16 protein-coding genes are annotated in these 23031 nt (G+C 69.6%); 1 reads left to right on the forward strand and 15 read right to left on the reverse strand.

Going from position 1 to position 23031, the window contains the following annotated elements; translation table 11 throughout:
- Nucleotides 1-291: 291 nt before the first annotated feature.
- The 15 genes from AB0C15_RS26620 to AB0C15_RS26690 form a co-directional block, all read right to left on the reverse strand.
- Nucleotides 292-1947 carry a ricin-type beta-trefoil lectin domain protein gene (locus tag AB0C15_RS26620; protein ID WP_357356342.1) on the reverse strand — a complete coding sequence of 552 codons (1656 nt, stop codon included), beginning with the start codon at nt 1945-1947 and terminating at the stop codon, nt 292-294.
- A 314-nt stretch (nt 1948-2261) separates the two neighbouring features.
- Nucleotides 2262-3248 (reverse strand): LacI family DNA-binding transcriptional regulator, encoded by a 987-nt coding sequence (locus AB0C15_RS26625; RefSeq protein WP_357356344.1) that lies wholly within the window; start codon nt 3246-3248, stop codon nt 2262-2264.
- A 411-nt stretch (nt 3249-3659) separates the two neighbouring features.
- A complete protein-coding gene (locus AB0C15_RS26630) occupies nt 3660-5777 on the reverse strand; it encodes an RICIN domain-containing protein (protein WP_357356346.1) in 2118 nt (705 codons plus the stop codon).
- A gap of 684 nt (nt 5778-6461) precedes the next feature.
- Nucleotides 6462-7964: an L-arabinose isomerase gene (gene araA / locus AB0C15_RS26635; protein WP_357356348.1), complete on the reverse strand. Its 1503-nt coding sequence runs from the start codon at nt 7962-7964 to the stop codon at nt 6462-6464.
- 26 nt (nt 7965-7990) lie between these two features.
- A complete protein-coding gene (yjfF, locus tag AB0C15_RS26640) occupies nt 7991-8980 on the reverse strand; it encodes a galactofuranose ABC transporter, permease protein YjfF (RefSeq protein ID WP_357356350.1) in 990 nt (329 codons plus the stop codon).
- Nucleotides 8977-10047, reverse strand: coding sequence for an ABC transporter permease (locus AB0C15_RS26645; protein ID WP_357356352.1), 1071 nt, complete (start codon nt 10045-10047; stop codon nt 8977-8979). The genes yjfF and AB0C15_RS26645 overlap by 4 nt, the downstream gene beginning before the upstream one ends.
- Nucleotides 10044-11585, reverse strand: a complete 1542-nt coding sequence (locus AB0C15_RS26650; RefSeq protein WP_357356354.1) for a sugar ABC transporter ATP-binding protein — start codon at nt 11583-11585, stop codon at nt 10044-10046. Before AB0C15_RS26650 ends, AB0C15_RS26645 begins: the two co-directional genes overlap by 4 nt.
- A 188-nt stretch (nt 11586-11773) precedes the next feature.
- The gene (locus AB0C15_RS26655) at nt 11774-12769 is read right to left on the reverse strand and encodes an ABC transporter substrate-binding protein (protein ID WP_357356429.1); all 996 of its coding nucleotides are present in this window, start codon (nt 12767-12769) and stop codon (nt 11774-11776) included.
- 138 nt (nt 12770-12907) lie between these two features.
- The gene (locus AB0C15_RS26660) at nt 12908-13600 is read right to left on the reverse strand and encodes an L-ribulose-5-phosphate 4-epimerase (RefSeq protein ID WP_357356356.1); all 693 of its coding nucleotides are present in this window, start codon (nt 13598-13600) and stop codon (nt 12908-12910) included.
- Nucleotides 13597-15279, reverse strand: coding sequence for a ribulokinase (gene araB / locus AB0C15_RS26665; protein WP_357356358.1), 1683 nt, complete (start codon nt 15277-15279; stop codon nt 13597-13599). Before araB ends, AB0C15_RS26660 begins: the two co-directional genes overlap by 4 nt.
- Nucleotides 15280-15999: 720 nt before the next feature.
- Nucleotides 16000-16788 carry an ABC transporter permease gene (locus AB0C15_RS26670; RefSeq protein ID WP_357356360.1) on the reverse strand — a complete coding sequence of 263 codons (789 nt, stop codon included), beginning with the start codon at nt 16786-16788 and terminating at the stop codon, nt 16000-16002.
- Nucleotides 16785-17762, reverse strand: a complete 978-nt coding sequence (locus AB0C15_RS26675; protein WP_357356362.1) for an ATP-binding cassette domain-containing protein — start codon at nt 17760-17762, stop codon at nt 16785-16787. The genes AB0C15_RS26670 and AB0C15_RS26675 overlap by 4 nt, the downstream gene beginning before the upstream one ends.
- Nucleotides 17763-17795: 33 nt before the next feature.
- Entirely contained in the window at nt 17796-18638 is an 843-nt protein-coding gene (locus AB0C15_RS26680; protein ID WP_357356364.1) for a DUF4097 family beta strand repeat-containing protein, read from the reverse strand.
- Between the two features lie 72 nt (nt 18639-18710).
- Nucleotides 18711-19247 carry a hypothetical protein gene (locus AB0C15_RS26685; RefSeq protein ID WP_357356366.1) on the reverse strand — a complete coding sequence of 179 codons (537 nt, stop codon included), beginning with the start codon at nt 19245-19247 and terminating at the stop codon, nt 18711-18713.
- A 73-nt stretch (nt 19248-19320) separates the two neighbouring features.
- Nucleotides 19321-20487 (reverse strand): FUSC family protein, encoded by a 1167-nt coding sequence (locus AB0C15_RS26690; protein ID WP_357356368.1) that lies wholly within the window; start codon nt 20485-20487, stop codon nt 19321-19323.
- A gap of 321 nt (nt 20488-20808) precedes the next feature.
- Here AB0C15_RS26690 and AB0C15_RS26695 point away from each other — a divergent pair, with 321 nt between their 5' ends.
- Nucleotides 20809-23025, forward strand: a complete 2217-nt coding sequence (locus AB0C15_RS26695) for a hypothetical protein (protein WP_357356370.1) — start codon at nt 20809-20811, stop codon at nt 23023-23025.
- Nucleotides 23026-23031 lie beyond the last annotated feature (6 nt).

Genomic DNA, 23031 nt, shown 5'->3' on the forward strand with positions numbered 1-23031 from the left:
ACTCCCCCGCCGACTGCCGGGGCCAACTGTCATCTTTCGGGTAGTGTTAGCGCTCACATAGATTGCGTCAACACCAGATCCGAAATACCGGTGTCACGGTCTCGTAACGGAGCATCCAGGCGAGCGTAGCCATCGGGTCAATCGGCCGGAAGTGAGGATACGACGACTCTCCGACATCGGCTGACCCCCCGCACAGTGGTGCCCGCGGACGACGGGGTGTCGTCCACGGGCACCAGCACCAGTGTCGGGCCGAGGGGGCGTCGCGACCTCGGCGGTCGGCGGATCAGTCGGCTACCGCTGTGACCACCGCTGGTTGGCCGCCGCGGTGCAGGTCCAGAGGATCACCGTGGTGCCGTTGGCCGTGGCGTTGTTGTTGACGTCGAGGCAGAGGCCGGACTGCCCGTTGCTGATCGTCCCATTCGCGTTGGTCGTCCACTGCTGGTTGGTGCCGCCGTTGCAGTCCCAGATCTGCACCTTGGAGCCGGCCGTCGCGTTCGCCGGGGCATCCAGGCACTTGCCGAGGGACTGCAACGTCTGACCGTTGCGGGTCCACCGCTGGTTCGCGGCGCCGTTGCAGTCCCAGATGACCGGCTGGGTGCCGTTCGTGGTGTTGCTGTTCGGCACGTCCAGGCAGCGACCGGATGCGGCGCTGGCGTACGCGCTCGACGTGGTCGGCGGCGGCGTGGTCGGCGGGGTCGTCCCGCCACCACTGACCCGGTACACCACCGTGCCGTGCGCGGGCACGCTGGCGCTGATCGTCCCGCTGCTCGAGCTGGTGCCACCGGTCCACGCGTCCACCAGGGTGAACGACGAGCCGGACTTGCCGATGGCCGCAGCCGTGGTGGAGATCGTCGTCGTCGAGCCACCCTGGTTGAACAGGGCGACGGCGACGTCACCGTTGGCGAGGCGCTTGGCCAGCACCCGACGTGTGCCGTCGAAGGACACCTGCACGCCCTGCAACCCGAGCGTGTCCTGGTTGATGGCGATCAGGTTGGCATTCTTGAGGATGGTCTGCGTCGCGGCGTTCATGTTCCGCACGTCGTTCCCGGCGATCAGCGGCGACGCCATGATCGCCCACATGGCGAAGTGGCTGCGCATCTCGGTGTCGTTCATGCCACCGCGACCGACCTCCATCATGTCCGGGTCGTTGAACCCACCCGGGCGCGCGTAGGAGGCCAGCGGAACGGTCACGTTGATGATGTTCTGGATGCCCATCGGGTAGCCGTTGGTCTGGCCGGTGTCCCACGCGTTGGTGATGTCCTCGGTGGTCCGCCACATGTTCGCCACGTCGCCCCAGTTGCGCTGCGGGCCGGTCTTGGCGTGGATGCTGTTCGAGTTGATGCTGTAGACGATCGGTCGGCCGGTGGCGGCCAGCGCGTCGCGCATCTTGGCGAAGGTGGTCACCTGGTCGTTGATGCTGCCCTCCGGCGAGCACCAGTCGTACTTCAGGAAGTCCACACCCCAGGCCGCGAACTGCCGGGCGTCCTGCACCTCGTGGCCGCGGCTACCGGTGGCACCGGGGTAGGCGCCGAAGTACTGCGCGCAGGTCTTGTCGACCGGCACCTGGTAGAGGCCGAACTTCAGGCCCCGGGCGTGCAGATAGTCGCCGAGCGCCTTCATTCCGCTGGGGAAACGGGTCGGGTCGCCCTGGATGTTGCCGGAGCTGTCCCGGTTCGGGTTGAACCAGCAGTCGTCGACGACGACGTACTCGTAGCCCAGGTCGCGCATCCCGCTGCTGACGATCGCATCCGCCGTGCTGCGGATCAGCGCCTCGTTGATGTTGCAGCCGAACGTGTTCCACGAATTCCAACCCATCGGGGGAGTACGCGCCACGCCGTTGTCGAGCGCCTGCGCCGCCGGGGCACGAAGGCCGACCAGGGTGCCGGCGAGCAGGATTCCGGCTGCCAGCACGCTCCCCCAGCGACGACCTCGGGTAGTGCGGTTCATCGAGCCTCCTTGTCGGTGACGCACGCCGATGACTACGATCTCTGGCCGGTGCGCCGATAGTTGGACGCCAATTTTTGTTAGCGTTAACAGAGACGCCCATCATGTTACGGCGGCATTTCATGAGTTTCAATACCTGAGCGCCACCCCATCGTCCGACATCGATTGACTACGCTCTGCGACAGATCGAACCGTGTCTTATCTGCGGCGAGGTCAGGAATTGGCGCGCACGCTGGCATTGGCGCGCACGCGCGTACACCACTCGGCAAGGAGTGGGTCCCGCCGCCCCCGACGGCCGGCACCGGCGGGTGCGGCAGTCAGCGACGAGGTGGGGCGACGCTGTCGCGCGAGACCAGGGCCGGGGCGATGGTCTGCCGCAGCGCCCCACTGACGCCCGACTCGATCTGGGACAGCAGCATCTGCAGGCTCGCCCGCGCCACCGCGTCGAAGTCCGGTCGGACGGTGGTCAGCGGCGGAATGAAGTAGGCCGCCTCCGGCACGTCGTCGAAGCCGACCACGCTGATCTCGTCCGGAACACGCCTGCCGAACTCGTGCAGCGCCCGCAGCACGCCCAACGCGAGATGGTCGTTGGCCGTGAAGACGGCGGTGACCTCCGGCATCCGCGCCAACATCTGCCCACACCGGTAACCCGAGGAAGCGGACCAGTCCCCCGGCATCGGTGGCGGCGGATCCAACCCGGCGGCCAGCAGCGCCTGCCGCCAGCCGTCGATGCGACCGACGCTGTCGAACCAGTCGGTCGGACCGGAGACGTGCCAGACCGTATGGTGCCCGGCGTCGAGAAGGTGTTGCGTCGCCGCCCGGGCACCCGCCACCTGGTCGACCGTCACCAGCGGGACCGGCCGGTTCGGGTCACCGTCGACGGTGACCAGCGGGACATCCTTGGGCAGCCGTTCGAGTGCCTCACCGGCCGACTCGACCGGGGCGATGACCACGATGCCGGCGACCCGGTGCGACAGGTGCCGCTCGACGGCCGCCGAGATGGAACTGTGGTCCAGGTTGCGTACGCTGCCGACGCTTACCGCGAAACCCTCCTGGGCGGCGGTCTGCTCCAACGCGGCCAGCAGCGACGCCGGGCCGTAGAGCGTCGTGTTCTGCGCGACCACGCCGATGACCTGCGACCGGCCCGTCACCAGCGCACGTGCCGCGCCATTGGGCCGGTAGCCGAGCTCGGCGATCGCCGCCCGCACCCGGAGCCGGGTCTGCTCACGGACGTTGGGATGCCCGTTGAGCACCCGCGACACCGTCTGATGGGAGACACCGGCGAGACGAGCGACGTCTGTCATCGCGGGACCGTGGACGGCCATTTCACTCCCCCCGCTACATCGCCGGACCGCAGCCCGTCGACGTCGACTGGAGCGGCCCGGCCCGATCCCCCTCGCTCAGTCACCACGCCGGTGCTGAATCCCAGGTGACCAGCGCTGGATCGCCGATAGTCTACGCCAGCAACAGCCTCGAACACGGCATGGCTGCGCGGGGACTGCCCGACGCGCCAGTGCCGTACAACGCGGTGCCCACAAGGAGTACGCCTCCAGCAGGTGCCGGGCACCGTACCCATGTGGTGCGCCGGCCCGCCCTCACTCCTGGACAGAGCGTGGAGCAGGCCGGCGCGGGCCGGACGCGATGGCGCCGACTCCGCACGCGGCAGGCATGCGGTGCCGACGCCACCGGTCAGACCGATCGTCGGGTGACTGGTGTCACGGGGTTGTCAGGTCGAACCGCCGCACGGTGACCGCGCCGCCGAGCGCCTGTGTGGCGTGGTTGAAGATGGCGAATCGGTAGCCCATGAAGAACTGCCAGTTGTTCGCGAGCGTCAGGGCGTTGCCGAACGAGGTGAAGTTGACCCCGTCGGTGCTGTACGAGAAGCGGGCCTGTCGGCCGGAGCCGGGTCTGATGTCGGCGTTGGCACGCAGCCAGATCCGGCCACCGGAGACGGCGGTGCTCGCCACCTCGCTACCGGTGCTCGTGGTGTTCCAACTGCCGTCCATCGTCAGCCCGTTCTGCATGACCAGCCGGGTGGACCCGTTGTCCCGTCTGATGCCGATCCAGGCCGACGAGTTACGCAGCACCGCCAGACCGGTGCGATCACCGTCGCGCATCGTGGAGTAGTCCAACTCGATCGTCGCGGTCGAGGTGGGACCCTGGATGCGGTGGGTCAACGTGTTGCGAGCCTTGTACAGGTCGCCGGTGACGGTCGCGGTCTGCAGGTTCAGCCCGTTGTTGACCGACCACTTGCTGTTGTCGGGGTTGTGGTTCCACTCCCACTGCGGGCCGAGCGTGGTGCCGGCGAACGTGTCGGTGCCGGTGAGCGGCTTGACCGCCCGGGGCGGCGCGGGCAGGTTCGGCTTCGGGTAGGTGCTGCCCCACGCGCCGTTGACCGTCTGCAGCACCGGCCAACCGTCGCCGGTCCAGGTGATCGGCGCCAGGGCCGGCATCCGACCACCGGGGTACGCGTCGACGAAGGACATGTAGTACCAGTCGCCGTTCTGGGTCTGCACCAACCCACCCTGGTGTGGCACGCCACCGCCGGAGATCGGGCCGGGCAGGTTGAGCAGCACCTGACGCTGCTCGTACGGGCCGAACGGGCCGTTCGTCGACTTCAACACGTACTGGCCGTTTGCCGGCCGGGTGAGCCAGATGTAGTAGGCGCCGTTGCGCTTGTAGAAGCGGGCGCCCTCGAGCGTCCCGATGCTCGACGGCGTCTGGTACACCTGCTGGGCCCGGACCTGGGACTTCCCGTCCGCGGAGAGCTGGGCGACGCTGATGGTGCCGTTGCCGTACGCGACGTACGGGGTGTCGTTGTCGTCGAACAGCAGGCCGGCGTCGTAGTAGCAGTTGGGGATCGTGGTGTGCTTGCTCCAGGTGCTGTCGACGGCCGACGCGGTGTAGATGTGGGTCTGCGCGAAGTCGATGCACCCGGCCCAGTAGTACTGCCTGTTGCTCGGCCGGTAGTTGAGCGTCGACGCCCAGATCCCGTCGACGTACGCGTTACCGCCGCTCATGTCGTACTTCGAGCCGAAGTCGAGCCGGGGCACGGCGTGACCTGCGAACTCCCAGTTCACCAGGTCGTACGAGCGCAGGACCGGCGCGCCGGGCGAGTAGTGCATGGTGGACGACGTCAGGTAGTAGACGTTGTCCACCCGGATGATGTCGACGTCGGCGAAGTCCTGCCAGATGGCCGGGTTCGAGAACGTGCCGTTCGACGGGGGCGGCGTGGTGGGGGGCGGCGTCGTGGGGTCGGTTCCGCCGTCGACGCGGACGAACTGCCACTGCTGGTTGGTGCCGTTCCAGTCGTCGTACTGCACGATGTTGCCGCCGTCGGCGGTCGAGGCGCCCTGCACCTCCATCACCTTGTTGCTGTTCCGGTTGATCAACCGGACATAGCCGCCGTCGGAGTCGGCCAACCGGAACTGCTGGTTGGTGCCGTTGTTGTCGCTCCACTGCACGATGCTGCCGCCGTTGGCGGTCGAACGGCCCGACACGTCCAGCACCTTGCCGGAGAGCCGCGACTTCACCCGGTAGTAGCCACCACCGGAGTCGACGAACTGCCACTGCTGCTGGTTGCCGTTGTTACGGGTCCACTGGGTGATCCGCGCACCGTCGTTCGTGGCCAGGTTGTACACGTCCAGGGCCTTGCCGCTGTTGCGGTTGACCAACACGTACCACGCACTGGTGTCCACGGTCGCCGCCGAGGCCGGTGACGGGGCGACGGCGGCGAGAGCCGTACCGATCACCACCGCCACCGCGGCGGCGAGTAGTGACAACCTCGCGCGCCGGCGCGGCGCTCCCCGTGGAACCTGTCCGGTGGAAATCATGATCCTCCTTAGCTGGCCTGAGGTGCCGGACGTTCTCAGCCGGCATCCGCATCGCTGGTCGGCACGCAGGCCGGACCGCTGATGTGATCGCTAACAGCACCCTCCGCCAAGTCCCGGAGATCGTTCGACCTCGACGGGGAGGCGCGCGGATCAGAGCCGGTGCGGCGCAGGAATCGAACTCTGTTGATGCTTACTGTTATCGATAACAAGACCGTAGTCAAGCCGAAACATGGGAGCGCGGCCGAGCGGACGCGCGGGCCTCGAAGAGCGCGAGGGCGGGCGGAGTCCGCCGGGGGCGCGGGGAGCGCGGGCGGAGTCCGCCGGAAGGCGCGAGAGGACGCGAGACGTGCGTGTGGCGCGGTCGGGGACGCGCGATCGGTGGCAGCTCAGCGGTGCGGTGCTCGGCGTGTCAAGTGGCTAAGCTGCCACCGATCGCCAGGTCAGGACGGGGCCACTCGGCCGCCCCATCGGCGCCGGCCTACGCCCCGCTGATCACGTGCAGGACAACACGATCCACTCGGGTTTCTTGATGTCGGGCCTTCCGCACCTGTCGGATACCGCGCTTTCATGCAAACCGAGTGGATCAACCCCATGTCGGGGGTCAGGCAGGTGGTACGGAGGAGCGCGGGTGTGATCGACCCGGACCGGCGAGGGTCCGGGTCGATCACGCCACGGCGGCAGGGGTCAGAAGCCCCGGGCCAGCCGGTGGTAGGCCTGGTTCCAGCGCAGCTCGTCGGCGAAGCGGCGCGGCTGCGTGTCGGCGTCGATGACGACCAGCTCGGTGCGGCTCATCTCCGCCAGGTCGTGCAGCTCCTCCACGCCGACCGCCTGGGACAGCACGGTGTGGTGCGGGGCGCCCGCGGTGATCCACGCCTCGGCCGAGACGGGCAGGTCGGGGCGCGGACGCCAGACGGCCCGGGCGACCGGCAACCGGCGCAGTGGCTGCGGCGGGGCCACCACGTCGATCTCGTTGGCCACCAGCCGGAAGCGCTCACCCATGTCGGACAGGCCGAGCACCACCGCCGGGCCGGGTGCGGCGTCGAACACCAGCCGGACCGGGTCCTCCCGCCCACCGATGCTCAGCGGGTGGATCTCCACGTTCGGCACGTCGGACGCGATGGTCGGGCAGACCTCGAGCATGTGGGCGCCGAGCACCAGCTCGTTGCCCGGGGTGAGGTCGTAGGTGTAGTCCTCCATGAAGGACGTACCGCCGCTGACGCCCACCGACATCGCCTTGAGCGTGCGGACCAGGACCGAGGTCTTCCAGTCACCCTCGCCACCGAAGCCGTAGCCGTCCGCCATCAGCCGCTGCACGGCGATGCCCGGAAGCTGACGCAGCCCCCCGAGGTCCTCGAAGTTCGTGGTGAAGGCCCGGAACCCGCCAGCGTCCAGGAAGGCACGCATGCCCAGCTCCAGGCGCGCGGCGTACCGCAGCGAGTCGTGCTGGTCGCCACCGGGCAGCAGCGCGCCGACGATGCGGTAGGTGTCCTCGTACTCCTTCACGAGATCGTCCACCTGCGCGTCGGTGACCTCGCCGACCACCTCGACCAGGTCGTTGACGCCGTAGGTGTTGACCGAGACCCCGAACCGCAGCTCGGCCTCCACCTTGTCACCCTCGGTGACCGCGACGTCGCGCATGTTGTCACCGAAGCGGGCCAGGCGCAGCGACCGCATGGCCGACCAGCCCAGCGCGGCGCGCGCCCAGGCTCCGACCCGTTCGGTAACCCGCGGGTCGCTGACGTGCCCGGCCACCGTCTTACGGGCCACGCCCAGACGCGTCTGGATGTACCCGAACTCCCGGTCGCCGTGGGCGGCCTGGTTCAGGTTCATGAAGTCCATGTCGATGTCGTTCCACGGCAACAGGACGTTGGCCTGGGTGTGCAGGTGCAGCAGCGGCGTCTGCAACGCGTCCAGACCGGAGATCCACATCTTGGCCGGTGAGAACGTGTGCATCCAGGCGATGACCCCGACGGCACCCTGAGCGGCGGCGTCCCGGCAGACCTGCAGGATCTCACCGCTGTTGGTCAGGACGGGCTTCCAGACCACGCGGGCGGGAATCTGCGGTGAGTCGTCGAGCGCTGCCGCGATCTGGCGAGACTGCTCGGCCACCTGGCGGAGCGTCTCCTCGCCGTACATGCCTTGGCTGCCGGTGAGGAACCAGATCTCGGGTTGTGTGTGTGGTGCCATGGAGTTGCCTTCCGCGAGAGGGGCGGTCACTTGTAACGGATTCCGATGAGACGCTGGAGGAGGATGAACGCGAAGAGCAGGCCGCCAATCACGATCTTGGTCCACCAGGAGTTGAGGCTCCCATCGAAGGTGATGAGGGTCTGGATCACGCCCAGGACCAGGACGCCGAGCACCGTCCCGAAGACGTAGCCCGCGCCGCCGGTGAGCACCGTGCCACCGATGACGACGGCGGCGATGACGTCCAGCTCCATCCCCACGGCGATCAGCGGCGCGCCGGAGAGGGTGTAGAAGGACAGCAGGATCCCGCCGATGGCCGAGCACAGACCGCTGATCGTGTAGACGGCGATCCGGGTGCGCCCCACCGGCAGGCCCATCAGCAGCGCCGACTGCGGGTTGCCGCCGATGGCGTACACGTTGCGACCCAGGCGGGTGTAGGCCAGCGTGTACGCGGCGACGACGACCACGGCGAAGGCGATCAGCACGCTGATCGAGACGAAGTTGCCGGAGGGATTGCCGATCCGCTCCTGCGACATCGAGGTCCAGAACCCATCGGTGATCGGGATGGACGCGCCGGAGATGAACGTACACATGCCCCGGGCGAAGAACATCCCGGCGAGCGTCACGATGAACGGCTGGATCTCGAAGAAGTGGATGGCGCAGCCCATCAGCAGGCCGAGCGTCGGACCGATGAGCAGGGCGATGACCAGCACCAGCGCCGCCGGCATGCCGTCCCTGAGCAGCGCGGCGGACACCATCGCCGTCATGGCGACGACCGACCCGACCGACAGGTCGATGCCGCCGGTGAGGATCACGAAGGTCATGCCCACCGCGACGACGAGCAGGAAGCCGTTGTCGATGAACACGTTGAAGATGACCTGCACGTTTGAGAACGCCGTGTACTGGGACACGCCGATGCCGTACATCACCAGCAGCAGGGCGAGCGTCGCCAGCACCGGGATCTGCTTCCTCGGCAGCCGGAACCGGGTACGACCGGCGGTAAGCGTTCCAGTGGTCATGCCGGCACCTGCTCCTTCGGCTTGTCGGCGATGGTGGCGGGCGGCGGCGCGTTGCGCCTACGGCGGCTGAACCGGGCCCGGAAGGCCGGCGCCTGGATCAGGCAGACGGCGATGACCACGACCGCTTTGAACAGCAGCGAGGTCTGCGGTGAGATGTCCATGGCGTACACCGTGGTGGTCAGGGTCTGGATGATCAGCGCGCCGATGATGGTGCCACCGAGGAAGAACCGGCCGCCCGCGAGGGAGGTGCCGCCGATGACGACCGCGAGGATCGCGTCCAGCTCCACCCACAGACCGGCCGCGTTGCCGTCGGCGCTGGACACGTTCGCGGTCATCATGAAGCCGGCCACCGCGGCGCACGCGGCACTGGCCACGTACACGAGGAACACCACCCGGCCGGAGCGGATGCCCGCCAACCGGCTGGCCTCGGAGTTGCCGCCCACCGACTCGATGATCATGCCGAGTGCGGTGCGACGGGTGAACGCGGCGACGAGCAGGGCCGCGGCGAGGGCGATGAAGATGGCAAGCGGCAGGGTCAGCAGGTGACCCAGCCCGATCGCCCGGTACGGCTCGGAGTTGATGGTGATGATCTGACCCTCGGTGATCAGCTGGGCGAGACCCCGCCCGGCCACCATCAGGATCAGGGTGGCGATGATCGGTTGGATGCCGATCACGGCCACCAGCACGCCGTTCCAGGCGCCGAGCACGAGCGAGATGCCAAGCGCCATGGCGAGCGCGGTCAGCACCACGCCGAGGCTGTTCTGGTCGGGCTGCTTGCTGATGTACATGCAGGCGACCGCGCCGCTGATCGCACAGAGCGAGCCGACCGACAGGTCGATGCCGCCGGTGGAGATGACCAGGGTCATGCCCAACGCGACGAGGATCAGCGGTGCGCTCAACCGCAGGATGTCGATAGGCGTCCCGTACAGGTGCCCGTCCTTGAGCTCGATGGACAGGAACCCGGGCCGGTAGATCGTGTTCGCGGCGAGCATGACGAACAGCACGGCGGCGGGCCAGAACAGCCGGTGACCGATCATCGTCCGATAGCGGCTCGTGGTGTCGTTCATCGGTCTGCCTCCTCCCGGTGGGATCCGCTGGCGATGGTCTGCATGATGCGGTCGGCGTCGAGGCCCTCGTCGTTGGCGAGCTGCGCGACCATCTGGCGGTCCCGCATGACGGCCACCTTGTGGCTGAGGCGCAGCACCTCCTCCAGCTCGGCGGAGATGAACAGCACCGCCATGCCCCCGTCGGACAGCTGCGTCACGAGCTTCTGGATCTCGGTCTTCGCGCCGATGTCGATGCCCCGGGTCGGCTCGTCCAGGATCAGCAGTCGCGGCTCGGTGATCAACCACCGGGCCAGCAGCACCTTCTGCTGATTGCCGCCGGAGAGGTTGCGTACCGGAACCTCCGGGTCCGCCGGCCGGATGTTGAGCGCCTTGACGTACTTGTCGACAAGCTCGTCCTGGCGACGGCGCGGAATGGGACGCAGCCAGCCGCGAGCCGCCTGCATGGCGAGGATCATGTTCTCGCGGACCGACAGGTCCGCGACGATGCCCTCCGCGCGGCGGTTCTCCGAGCAGAAGCCCACGCCGTGGTCGATGGCCTGCGCGGGGGTGCGCAGGCTGCTCGCCGTGCCGTCGATCGCGACCTGGCCACCGTCGGTGCGGTCGGCCCCGAACAGCAGACGCGCGACCTCGGTACGCCCGGAGCCCAGCAGACCGGCCAGGCCCACCACCTCACCGGAGTGGATGGTGAGGCTGAACGGCTCGACCGCGCCCGAGCGGGAGAAGTTCGACACCGCCACCAGCGGGGTGCCCTCCTCCAGCGCGGCCAGGTCCCGGCGGGAGTGCTCCTCGATGCCCTCCAGGACGTCGAGTTCCTTGCCGATCATCTTCTCGACGAGGGAGAGCTGGGGCAGCTCGGCGGTGAGGTACTCGCCGACGAGCCCACCGTTGCGCAGCACCGTGATCCGGTCGGAGATCTCGTAGACCTGGTCGAGGAAGTGGGTCACGAACAGGATGGCGATGCCCTCGTCGCGGAGCTGCCGCATGATCCGGAACAGCTGCGCCACCTCACCGGCGTCGAGACTCGACGTCGGCTCGTCCAGGATCAGCACCCGGGCCTGGATGTCGATCGCGCGGGCGATGGCGACCATCTGTTGGATCGCCAGGGAGTACGAGCCGAGTGGCGCGCTGACGTCGAGGTCGAGATCGAGGCGGGCCAGCAGGGCTCGGGCGCGGCGGCGAACCTCACCCCAGCGGACGGCGCCGAGCAGCCGGGGCTCACGGCCGATGAAGATGTTCTCCGCCACCGAGAGGTTGGTGCAGAGGTTGACTTCCTGGAAAACGGTGCTCACACCGGCGGCGGTCGCCTGCATCGGCCCGCTGAACGACACGGGCTCGCCGTCGAGGGTGATCGCGCCCTGGTCGGTGTCGTAGACGCCGGTGAGCACCTTGATGAGGGTCGACTTGCCGGCGCCGTTCTCGCCCATCAGGGCGTGCACCTCGCCGGGGAAGAGCCGGAAGTTGACGTCGTGGAGTGCGCGCACCCCGGGGAAGGACTTGCTGATCCCGGTCATGGTCAGGACCGGACGGCTATCCGTCATCCCATCAGACCTCTTCTGGGTTGTCGACACGGAAGGGCCGCTACGCCCCGCCACGCCCGCCCGGTCGTCCCTGCGGGGTCGCTCGGGCGGGCGTGGTACGGGGGTCGTCGCGGGCCAAGCCCGGTCCGTTTCGGGTAGGGAGGCGACGCGGCGGGGCCGCCACGCGAGCGCGGCGACCCCGTCGTCGATCAGTACTTACGGTTGGGCAGGGCTTCCTTCGCCTGCTCCTGGGTGAAGGTGGTCTCCTCGGTCTCGATCCGAGGCGGCACCTCCTCGCCCGCGTGGACCTTCTTGGCCAGGTCCATCAGCTGCGGGCCAAGCAGCGGGCTGCACTCCGCGATGAAGTTGAACTTCCCGTCGGCGAGAGCCTGCATGCCGTCCTTCACCGCGTCGACGGTGATGATGGTGATGTCCTTGCCGGGAACCTTGCCGGCGGCGGTGATCGCCTCGAGCGCGCCCAGACCCATGTCGTCGTTGTGCGCGAACAGCACGTCGATCTTCGGGTTGGCCTTGAGGAACTGCTCCATGACCTGCTTGCCGCCGGCCCGGGTGAAGTCGCCCGGCTGGGAGGCGATGATCTTCAGGTTGGGGTTGGCGGCGATGGCCTCGCCGAAGCCCTTCTTCCGGTCGTTGGCCGGCGCCGCACCGGTGTTGCCCTGCAGCTCGACGATGTTCACCGGGCCGGAGGCGGTCTTCTTCTGCTCGACCAGCCACTCACCCGCGAGCCGGCCCTCCTTGACGAAGTCCGAGCCGAGGAACGTCTTGTAGAGCGTCTTGTCGGCCGAGTCCACCGAGCGGTCGGTCAGGATGACCGGGATCTTGGCGTCCTTGGCCTCCTTGAGCACGGTGTCCCACCCGGACTCCACCACCGGCGAGAAGGCGATGACGTCGACCTTCTGCTGGATGTAGTTGCGGATCGCCTTGATCTGGTTTTCCTGCTTCTGCTGCGCGTCGTCGAACTTCAGCTCGACCCCCGCAGCGGTCGCGGACTCCTTGATCGAGGTGGTGTTCGCGGTACGCCAGCCGCTCTCCGCACCGACCTGGGAGAAGCCCATCGTGATCTTGCCGTCGTCCTTGGACCCGCCGCCGCCGGTGTCACTGTTGCCACAGGCCGCCACGCCGCCGACCAGCAACACGCTGGCGAGGACCGCGGCAGCGCGCCACCGAACGGACTGCGTTCGCATCTTTCCCATCGAATCTCCTTGGCTGGATGTGGTGGGTAACCGCGTCCGCCGCCGAGGTGCGTGAGGGCGGCGTACGCGGGTGGTGCGTGCTGGTGCGTCGTGGTGCAGACCGGCGGGCCCTGGGTCTTCTGTGCAGGGTCAGGAACCCGCCGGTGCGACTTGTTGTTGGCCGTAGACGTTCTGGTAGCGGTCGTAGAGCGAGTCGATGTCGGCCTGTGCCATCGGGACCGGCTGCCCGAGGGTGTGGGCCAGGTGCGCGGTACGGGCCACGTCCTCGCACATCACCGCCGCCTTGACCGCCGCGCGGGCGTCGCGGCCGATGGTGAACACGCCGTGGTTGCGCATCAGCACCGCTGGCGAGCGGTGCCCGGCCAGGGTGGCGACGATGCCCTTGCCGATGTCGTCACCGCCGATCAGGGCGAACGGGCCGATCGGGATCTCCCCACCGAACTCGTCGGCCTGTGCGGTGAGGTGACAGGGGATCGACTCCCCGCACGCGGCCCAGGCGGTCGCGTACGAGCTGTGCGTGTGCACGACCCCACCGACCTCGGGCATGGCCCGGTAGACGTAGGCGTGCGCTGCGGTGTCGCTGGACGGGGCGAAGTCACCCTCGACGAGCACGCCGTCGAGGTCGCAGACCACCATCGTGGCCGCGGTGAGGTCGTCGTAGCTCACCCCGCTCGGCTTGATCACCATCAGGTCCTGGCCGGGAACCCGCGCGGAGACGTTGCCGGACGTCCAGGCGACCAGGTTGTACCGGGTCAGCTCGGCGTGCAGGCGCGCGACGGTCTCGCGCAGCTCGCCGATCTGTCGGGTCACCTCGGCGTTCACGCGACCACCTCCAGCGCAGCCTCGTCCGCGACCGCGGCGGTCTCGACCGCCGCGTTACGGATCGCCCGCAGGCGGAGCATGACGTCGTTGCCGCCCCGACCGAAGTGGTCGTGCAGCGCCCGGTACTCGGCGTAGAGAGCGTCGTAGGCAGCCGCCCGCTCCGGATCCGGGCGGTAGACGGCCTCGTGCACCCGCCCCATCGCCTGCGACGCCTCGTGGATCGAGGGGAACTCACCGGCGGCGACGGCGGCGTGGATCGCCGAGCCCAGCGCCGGCCCCTGCGCCGAGGCAATGATGTTCAGCGGGCGCCTGGTCACGTCGGCGTAGATCTGCATCAGCAGCGCGTTGTTCGTCAGACCACCGGCGATCACCAGGTCGTTCACCGGGACTCCGGCGTCGACGAACGCCTCGATGATCATGCGAGTGCCGTACGCGGTGGACTCCAGCAGAGCCCGGTAGATGTCCGCCGGCCGGGTGGCCAGGGTCATGCCGACGATCATCCCGCTGAGGTCGTGGTTGACCAGCAGGGAACGGTTGCCGTTCCACCAGTCCAGTGCGATCAGGCCGTGCGCGCCGACGGGCTGGCTCGCGGCCAGCTCGGTGAGGCGTTCGTGCGAGTCGACGCCCGCCGGGGCGGCGTGCTCGACGAACCAGCCGAAGATGTCGCCGACGCCGCTCTGCCCGGCCTCGTAACCCCACGCGCCGGGGCTGATGCCACCGTCCACCACACCGCACATGCCGGCCACCTCGGCGACCTCCGCGCCGTTGACGACGTGGCAGGTCGAGGTGCCCATGATGGCGACGAGCCGACCGGGCTGCACCGCCTGCGCGGACGCCGCGGTGACGTGCGCGTCGACGTTGCCGACGGCCACCGCGATGCCCTCCGGCAGGCCGGTCCAGGCGGCGGCCTGGGCGGTGAGGGAGCCGGCCCGGGCACCGAGGGGCAGCAACGGACCGTCCAGCTTGGCCACGAAGCCGCCGAAGTCGGGGTTGAGCGCGGTCAGGAAGCCCTCGGAGGGGTAGTGACCGTCCTGCAGGATGCCCTTGTACCCGGCCGTGCAGACGTTGCGGGTCTCGGTGCCGCAGAGCTGCCAGACGATCCAGTCGGCGGCCTCGATGAAGCGCTCGGCCCGGTCGTAGACCTCCGGGTCCTCCTCGAGGAGCTGCAGACCCTTGGCGTACTGCCACTCGGCGGAGATCTTGCCGCCGTACCGGCCGATCCACGGCTCGGCCCGCTCGTGGGCCAACGCGTTGATCCGGTCGGCGTGCGGCTGGGCGGCGTGGTGCTTCCACAGCTTGACCCAGGCGTGCGGTCGGTCGCGCAGCTCGGGCGTCTCGCACAGCGGGGTGCCGTCGGCGAGCGTCGGCAGCACGGTGCAGGCGGTGAAGTCGATGCCGATGCCGACCACCGCCGCCGGGTCCACCCCCGCCGCGGACAGTGCCGCCGGTACGGCGTAGCGCAGCACGTCGCGGTAGTCCTGCGGGTTCTGCAGGGCCCAGTCCGGGGGTAGTGATCGGCCTCCCGGAAGAGCCGTGCTGATCACGCCGTCGCCGTACTCGTGCACCGCGGTCCCCAACTCGGCACCATCGCCGACACGGACCACCAGAGCGCGCCCGGACAGGGTGCCGTAATCGACACCGACGACGTAGCGGTCGTCAGCTCCGTCCACACGGTTCATGTTCACCTCCACCTTAACGGGGATAGTGTTAACGCTCACATCCAGACTCGTCAAGACATCCAGCCGCAACAGCTCCGTAACGGAACACGGAAGAGCGCCGACTCGGGAGGGTTGATAGCGGACCAGCGTAAAAGGCGCGAATCCGACGCCACCGGTCGGATTCAACCGACGAATGGGCTGTCGCGCGGAGCGGGTGCCGACCCGACGACCCGGCGACCGACGGGTCCACCGCGCCCAGCGGGCCGGACACCGGGGGTAACCGCCAGATGGCGACCACTCCCCCCGGCGGAAGAATGGCAGCGATAACATCGCCGGGGCGCCGCGTTCCCGGGCATGGATCCACACCGCAGCCATCGATGGTCATACGGGCTCATCGGCGAGCGCGCCGGGGCGGCGCCCGACGCCGCGCCCCACCGGACGAAGCGATCGTGTTATCGATAACATTCAACGTCTTGATGGACCTGCGAAGCCCGGGTCGGCCTACGCGTCAGACGGTGCCGGGGGCCAAGGTCGACTCGTGTTTCCTGAAGTCGCGTGGTCCGTCGCGGTGCGACCGGCCGAGGTCATGAAACCCGAGTCAATCATGCGCTCGCGCCGGCCACCCGCCCCCGAGCGACGCCACCGGCCACCGAACCAACGACGCGACGAGCCGGCGGCTCGGCCCAGAGGGGCCGAGCCGCCGGCTCGGTGATGCGGTACCTGGACGAGCGCCGGGTCGGATCAGGTCGCCCGGTTGCGGTTGTACAGGACCTTGGCCCAGAGGAAGGAGGCCACCGTGATGACGGCGCACCAGACCACCGCGATGATCGCGTTGTTCCCGATCCCGGTGCCCAGGAGCAGGCCGCGAAGGGTCTCCATGATGGGCGTGAAGGGCTGGTAGTCAGCGAACAACCGCACGGCGGCCGGCATCGAGTCGGTGGGAACGAACCCGCTGCCGAGGAACGGCAGCAGGATCAGCGGCATGGGCAGGTTGCTTGCCGTCTCGACGCTGTCACTGACCAGACCGAGGGCGACGGAGAGCCAGGTCAGCGCAAACGTGGCCAGGGCGAGGACGCCCACCGCGGCGAGCCACTCCACCGGGTTGGCCGTGGGCCGGAACCCGACAAGCAGCGCCACGACGGTGACGGCCGCGAGGCTGAGCATGGTCTGGACCAGGCTGCCCAGCACGTGGCCGGTCAGGACCGACGGCCGGAAGATCGACATCGTGCGGAACCGGGCGATGATCCCCTCGGTCATGTCCATCGCGACCGAGATGGCGGTGCCCTGTGCGGCGCTGACCACGGTGATGAGCAGGATGCCGGGGGTGACGTAGTTGGCGTACTGGGAACGGTCGCCGGACGGGCCGAGCCCGGCGCCGAGCGTGCCGCCGAAGACGTAGACGAAGAGCAGCAGGACGATGATCGGCATACCGATGAGCAGAAACGTCATCGACGGGTACCGCCGCATGTGCAGCAGGTTGCGCCGCAGCATGGTGCTCGAGTCGCGGACGGCGAGGGAGAGGGTGCTCATCGCGCGGGTGCCCTTTCGTGGTCGGGTCGGTCGGCCCGGGAATCGGGCTGACCGGTGAGGGTGAGGAACACGTCGTCCAGGTCGGGGGTGTGTACGGAGAGCCCGGCCACGGTGATCGAGGCGCGGTCGAGCTGGTCGAGCAGGGTTCGCAACGATCCGACCCCGCCGTCACTTGGCACCTGGAGGGTGAGCGCCGCGTCGTCCCGGGTGGCTGCGTCGAACGTCCGGGCCGCCGAGTCGAGCCCCTCCTGGTCGGCGAACTGCAACACGACGTGCCCGCCCGGGATGAGCCGCTTGAGTTCGCGCGGCGTGCCCTCGGCGATCAGTCGGCCGTGGTCGAGGAAGGCCACCCGGTCGGCGAGTTGGTCGGCCTCCTCCAGGTACTGCGTGGTGAGCAGGATGGTGACGCCCTCGGCGGCGAGGCCGCGGATGATCTCCCACATGGCCCGCCGGCTGCGCGGGTCGAGGCCGGTGGTCGGCTCGTCGAGGAAGATGACGCGGGGCTCACCGACCAGGGTCATCGCGAGGTCGAGCCGTCGACGCATGCCGCCGGAGTAGGTCGACACCGGCTTGGCGGCCGCCTCGGTCAGGTCGAACTGGTCGAGCAACTCGGTGATCCGTCGCCGACCGGCGGCCCGGTCCAGGTGGCACAGGTCGGCCATCAGGATCAGGTTCTCCCGCCCGGTGAGCAGGTTGTCGACGGCGGAGAACTGGCCGGTGACACCGATCAGCGCGCGGACCGCGTCGGGCTGCCGGCTCAGGTCGTGGCCGAAGACGCGGGCGTTGCCGCCGTCGGCGTCGATCAGGGTGGAGAGGATCTGCACGGTGGTGGTCTTGCCGGCGCCGTTGGGACCGAGCAACGCGAAGATCGTGCCCTCGGTGATCATCAGGTCGATGCCGTCCAGCACGACCTTGGCGCCGTAGGACTTGCGCAGGTCGGTGGCGACGATCGCGGGGTTCGTGGGGCTGGTCATGGTCTCCTCATCCGAGGTCGGCGTGGTGGTGGGTCAGGCGCGGCGGATCATGATGTCGCCGAAGGAGGTGTTCGCCCGGACCTCGACCGTCTCGTCGGTCTGTGCCGGGCTGTCGGTCGACTCCAGTGCGTTGTGCACGCGGCCGTGCTTGGAACTGACGTCCAGCCACGCGGCGGTCCCGCGACGGACGCCGACCTCGATGGCGCCGTAGGCGGTCTGCAGCTCGACGGCTCCCCGGACGACCTCGCCGAGGCGCAGGTTGCCGTACGCGGTGCGGGCGGTCACCGAGGCCAGTGAGGTGTCCACGGTGACGTCGCCGTAGGCCGTGTTGATCCGGACGTCGCCGCCGCCGCTGCCGATCCAGCAGTCACCGGAGGAGTTCTTGATCTCGGCGTTGCCGTCGACAGCACCGAGACGTACCTTGCCGGACGACACCTTCACCCGGGCGGAACCGAGGACGCGCTCGACCGCGACCTCGCCGTGGCTGGAGTCGATGTCCAGCGGCCCGGTCTCGTCGAGCCGGATGTTGCCTCCGGTCTTGATGCGGCACTCGCCGAGCCGACCCTCGCAGCGGAACGCCGCCCACGACGACTCGGCCTGTACCCCCGATCCGGTCGGCAGCTCGATCAGGACGTCGACCGACGGTCCGGCACCGAACCCGTAGCGACGCCAGTTCTTCGGCACCCTGACCACCAGGCGCCCGGCGGCGTACTCGACTGTGGTCTGCTCCGCGGCGCTCAGGTCGGCCTTGCTCGACGGGTCGCGGGGCCGCACGTTCACCACCGTGTCGGTGCGTTCGCTGGCGGCGATCCAGACGTCGCCGACCGGGATCTCGATCCGGGTGAAAATCGGTTCTGGCGTGTCGAAAACAGGCATGGTGGTCTCCCGAAAGGTGGTCGGCGAAGGTCACCGCTGGTCAGCGGCGTGATGTGTTGGGGGTGCGAGGAGTCAGCGGGCCCAGCCGGTGAAGTGCTGGCCGAAGCGCGGCTCCGGACGGCGGGGCGGCCGGCGCTCCGCCTCGCCCGCGCCGGCGGCACCGGCGACGGCACCGGCGACGGCGCGCACCAACCAGGCGTTGACCGAGAGGCCCGCACGCCCGGCTGCCTCCTCGACGCTGGCCTTGACGTGGTCGGGGAGGCGCAGGTTGATCCGCGAGGTGCCGCCCTCGTCCCCCTCCGGCGCGGCCAGCGGCACCGACATCGGCGGCGGAGCACTCGCTTCGCTCGCCGGCTCGACCGGCGGGCTGGCGGGCGCCACCACGAAGTCGGGCTCACGCCCACGCAGCCGGACGTGCACCGAACCCGGCGCGAGCTCCCGGGTGATCTCGTCGGCCGCGTCGGACAGCGCCTCGAGCAGGGTGAGACGGGTGGCCGCCTCCAGTTGCGTGAAGAGCCGTTCGGCGAGGACCCGGGCCTCCGGATCCACACCCTCCGCAGCAACGGCGAACTCGTTACGCAGGTTCTCGACGTATGACCTCAGCTCCATGGCACCATCATGGCACCACTCTGGCTCAGAGTGCAACAGCTCTGGCTCAGCAGAATGGCGCCAATTGGCTCAGTTACTGGTCAGCGGGCTCTCGGAGGTCACCAAAGACCCGCCGGACGAGGTGGTTCGCGTCCTCCTGGGTCAGCCCGGACGCCACCAGGAGGTCGCTGACGGTCGTCCGCACCTGCGCCACCACCACCGCGCCGGAGAAGCCGACACCGTCCCGATAGGCGTGCCCGGCCATCCGGACCGCGTGCAGCGCCTGCTCCCGCGCCCGATTCGGCTCGACACCGGCGGCGAACTGCCGCTTGAGCAGGCGAACGGCCTCGCCGAGATCGGTAAGCGCCGTCGGCAACGACTCCGGCACCGGCTCGTCGTCCTCGATGAGCGTCACCGACCGCCGGATCAGGGTGCCGCTGTTGCGCATCGCCCGGTCGATCGGCTCCGCCGCCCGCGCGTAGCGGCCCACCGGCCCGTGCCGCTGGCGCCAGTACACCGGTGACAGGGTGCTGGCCTCCCGGGCACCCTGGGTCGCTTCGACGAACGCCTTCAACCGGCCCGCGCTCTGCCGCAGCTCACTCCGGGCGGCGCGGGCCTGAGCCGCGTCCCGGTGGCTCAGCGCCTCGGCGGTGGCGTCCAACTGGGTCGCGAGGAGATCCAACGCCGGCCGTGCCGCCCGGTTGAGCACCCGCAACGGGTTCAGCGGCAGCAACACGGCAGTGACCAGCAGCGCCACCCCTCCCCCGACGAGCGCGTCCACGAACCGGGGGATCTCCAGGTCACGCACGACCGGGCTGAGCGTGACGATGAGCACCGCCGTCGCCCCGGCCTGGACCACCACCGCCGCACTGCCCGCCAGGAAGAGCGCCACGACGATCGCCAGCACCACGATCAGGGCGAGCTGCCACCACCCGGTGCCGATGACCAGGAGCAGCAGGTCACCGATCAGCACCCCGACGGTGACCCCGATGATCAGCTCGACGGTGCGACGCAACCGCTGGCCGACGGACGCCGCGAGCGTCGAGACGGCCGAGATCGGCGCGAAGACCGGCTGCGACACGTGCAGCAGCGAGTGCGCCACGAACCAGGACAGCCCCGCGGCCAGGCCGGCCTGCAGGGCGAGGCCGCCGATGGTCCGTACCCGACGGATCCGCTCGCGCACGGCGGCGAGCACCCGGTCCCGGAGCCGCACGACCGTCGACGGACCCGCGTCCGCTCCGCGGCGACCGGCAGCGACCATGGCGGCACGTACCCCGCCACGATCGGCTCATTCCTCGCCGACCCGCGCCGGCCGCCGTCAGCGCGAGGCGGGTGCCTTCTCGGCGTACGCCCAGAGCCGGTCGGCGGCGGCCGGGTCCACCGACGTACCCGAAGCGACGGTGACCGCCGGTCGGGCCCGACCTGGGCGGTAGTGCCCCGGGCCGCGGCGATTGGGGGCGTCCGGATCGGGTAGACCCTGCCGTCACCGCGGTCGACGGCGCCCCCGGCGCGGGACGCCGGGGCAGGTCGCGGGGCAAAGGCTGCGAGACGCCTCGGGGGTACGTCGGATGGGTCGACGCGGTTGAGCGGGCCGGACGACTCCGGTGACGTCGTGGAGCTGCGCGTACACGGAGTCTCCGGCGCGAACGCCGCCCAGGTGCTGGACCTGCAGCCCACCGGGCAGGTCGCCGGCGACCGCAGTGGTGGCTTCTACCGGCCGCGCCCCTCGAACGACGCGGGCGTGCCCGGGGTGACGCTCGAGGCGTACCGCTGGGGTGACCTGCCCTCCGGGACCGTGGCCCGCTCCCTGGCGGTGGTCTTCCTGCTCCCCTTCATGCTCGTCAACGTCGCGATCTGGATGCGCCCGGCGAACCCAGGTTCCGAGGCGATGGTCAAGTCCCTGTGCCGGCTGTTGGCGCTCACCCTCACCGTGCTGTACGTGCTCGCCATCGCCGGCGTCGCCCTGGACCTCGTCGGCTGGAAGTGCCTGGCCTCGTCGGACTGCCTGGCCGGACGTAGTTGGTTGTCCTGGTTGGGTGGGCGCCCGGTCGGACAGCGGCTCGCCGTGCTCGCGCTGGCCCCGGTCGCCGCGATCGGCCTGATCTGGCGGGCCAGCTCCCGTCCGGGGCGGACCTTCGAGGCGTTCCGCGCACCGGACCAGGGCGTCTCCACGTCCCGGCTCGGCACCATCGGTCAGTGGGACGCCGAACCACTCGTGGGTCGGCTGCGGTCCATCCACGTCGCCGCGGCCTTCGCGACGCTGAATGTCGTCCTGCTCCTGGCCCGGGGCCCGACGGCGGCGACGATCGCGCTGACGGCGGTCACCGGGATCATCCTGGTGGGCTGCGTGGGGCTGCTCTGCACCCCGCCGCTGATCGACCGGGCCCCCGGCGACAGGCGGCTCGACCGGGTCACCCGCACTCTCCGAACGGCCGCCGTCATCCTGACCGTGGTCGTCCTCGCGCACGTGCTGACCAGCTCGCAGCCGTGGCCGCAGGAGCACGGGCTGCCCGGCTACGACACGACGCTGGCCGGCCTGTTCCTCGCGCAGACGACGCTGCTGGCCGCCCTGGGCGTGGTGCTGCTCTGGCACCGCCGCCGCGAGGGTGGCGCGACCCCGCTGTTCGGTCTGGGCGCCCTCGGCGTCGCGGCCACCGGCATCAGCATGGCGCTTGCGTACTCCGCCGAGTTGATCTACCGGGTGGCGGACTTCCTGGACCGCGACGTGCCGACCGGAGAGGGCATCGTCTCCGGCCCGCCCCGGGCCTACACCTGGGCGATCTACGGTTTCCTCCGGGCGTTGGTGGTCACGGTGATCATCGCTGGGCTCGTCGTGCTGCTCTCCCGCCCGGGTCGTCGTCGCGCCGCCGCGGCGATCGTCGCACGCGACTTTCCGAACCCACCAGCCGAGGTGAGGCCCCGGCTGCGGCAGGTCCGCGACGCCATAGCCCGGGCCCGTTTCACCGAGAAGCTGGTGCCGCTGGCCGTGCTCTACGGCTGTCTCGCCGGGCTCGCCACGGCCACCACCACCGTCGGCCTGCTGGGGCAGTTCCCGAGCGACGTCATCGAGCGCAACATCGGACTGCCGGCGGACGCTGTCACGTTCGGCATCGCCTTCGGAAGCTGGGTGATCGCGGCGGTCATCCTCGGCCTGGTCGTCGGCGGTATCTTCGCGTACCGGACCGAGCCGTACCGTCGACACATCGGTGTCCTCTGGGACCTCGGCACCTTCTGGCCCCGCGCCGCCCACCCGTTCGCACCGCCCTGCTATTCCGAGCGGGCGGTGCCGGAGCTGGCCCGCCGGATCACCTACCTCGTCGAACGCGGCGACGCGGTGCTGCTCACCGGGCACAGCCACGGTTCGGTTCTGCTCGCCGCCACCGTGCTCCAGCTGCCACCGCAGGTCGGCGACCGGGTCGCCCTGCTCACCCACGGCTCACCGTTGCGCCGCCTCTACGCCCGGCTCTTCCCCGCCTACGTCGACGACGCGGCACTGCACGAGATCGGCCGGCGGGTGGGCTGGCGCTGGGTCAACCTGTGGCGTGACACCGACCCCATCGGCGGCTGGGTCTTCTCCCCACGCCCGTCCCCCACGTCGGCCGGCGACGCCGACCCGGCCGTCGCGGTGGACCGCCGACAGCGTGATCCCCGCGATCTGGTGACGCCACCGGGGGACAGCGTCGCCCCACCCATCCACGGACACTGGCCGGGCGAGTCCGACGAGCCGTTCGCCGAGGTGGTACGGGAGTTGGCGCAGCGCCTCCGTGGGCGGTCCGGCCGGCCCGGGACGCCGGGGTAGCGGGCC

Source organism: Micromonospora sp. NPDC048835 (assembly GCF_040649995.1).
Taxonomy (GTDB): Bacteria; Actinomycetota; Actinomycetes; order Mycobacteriales; family Micromonosporaceae; genus Micromonospora.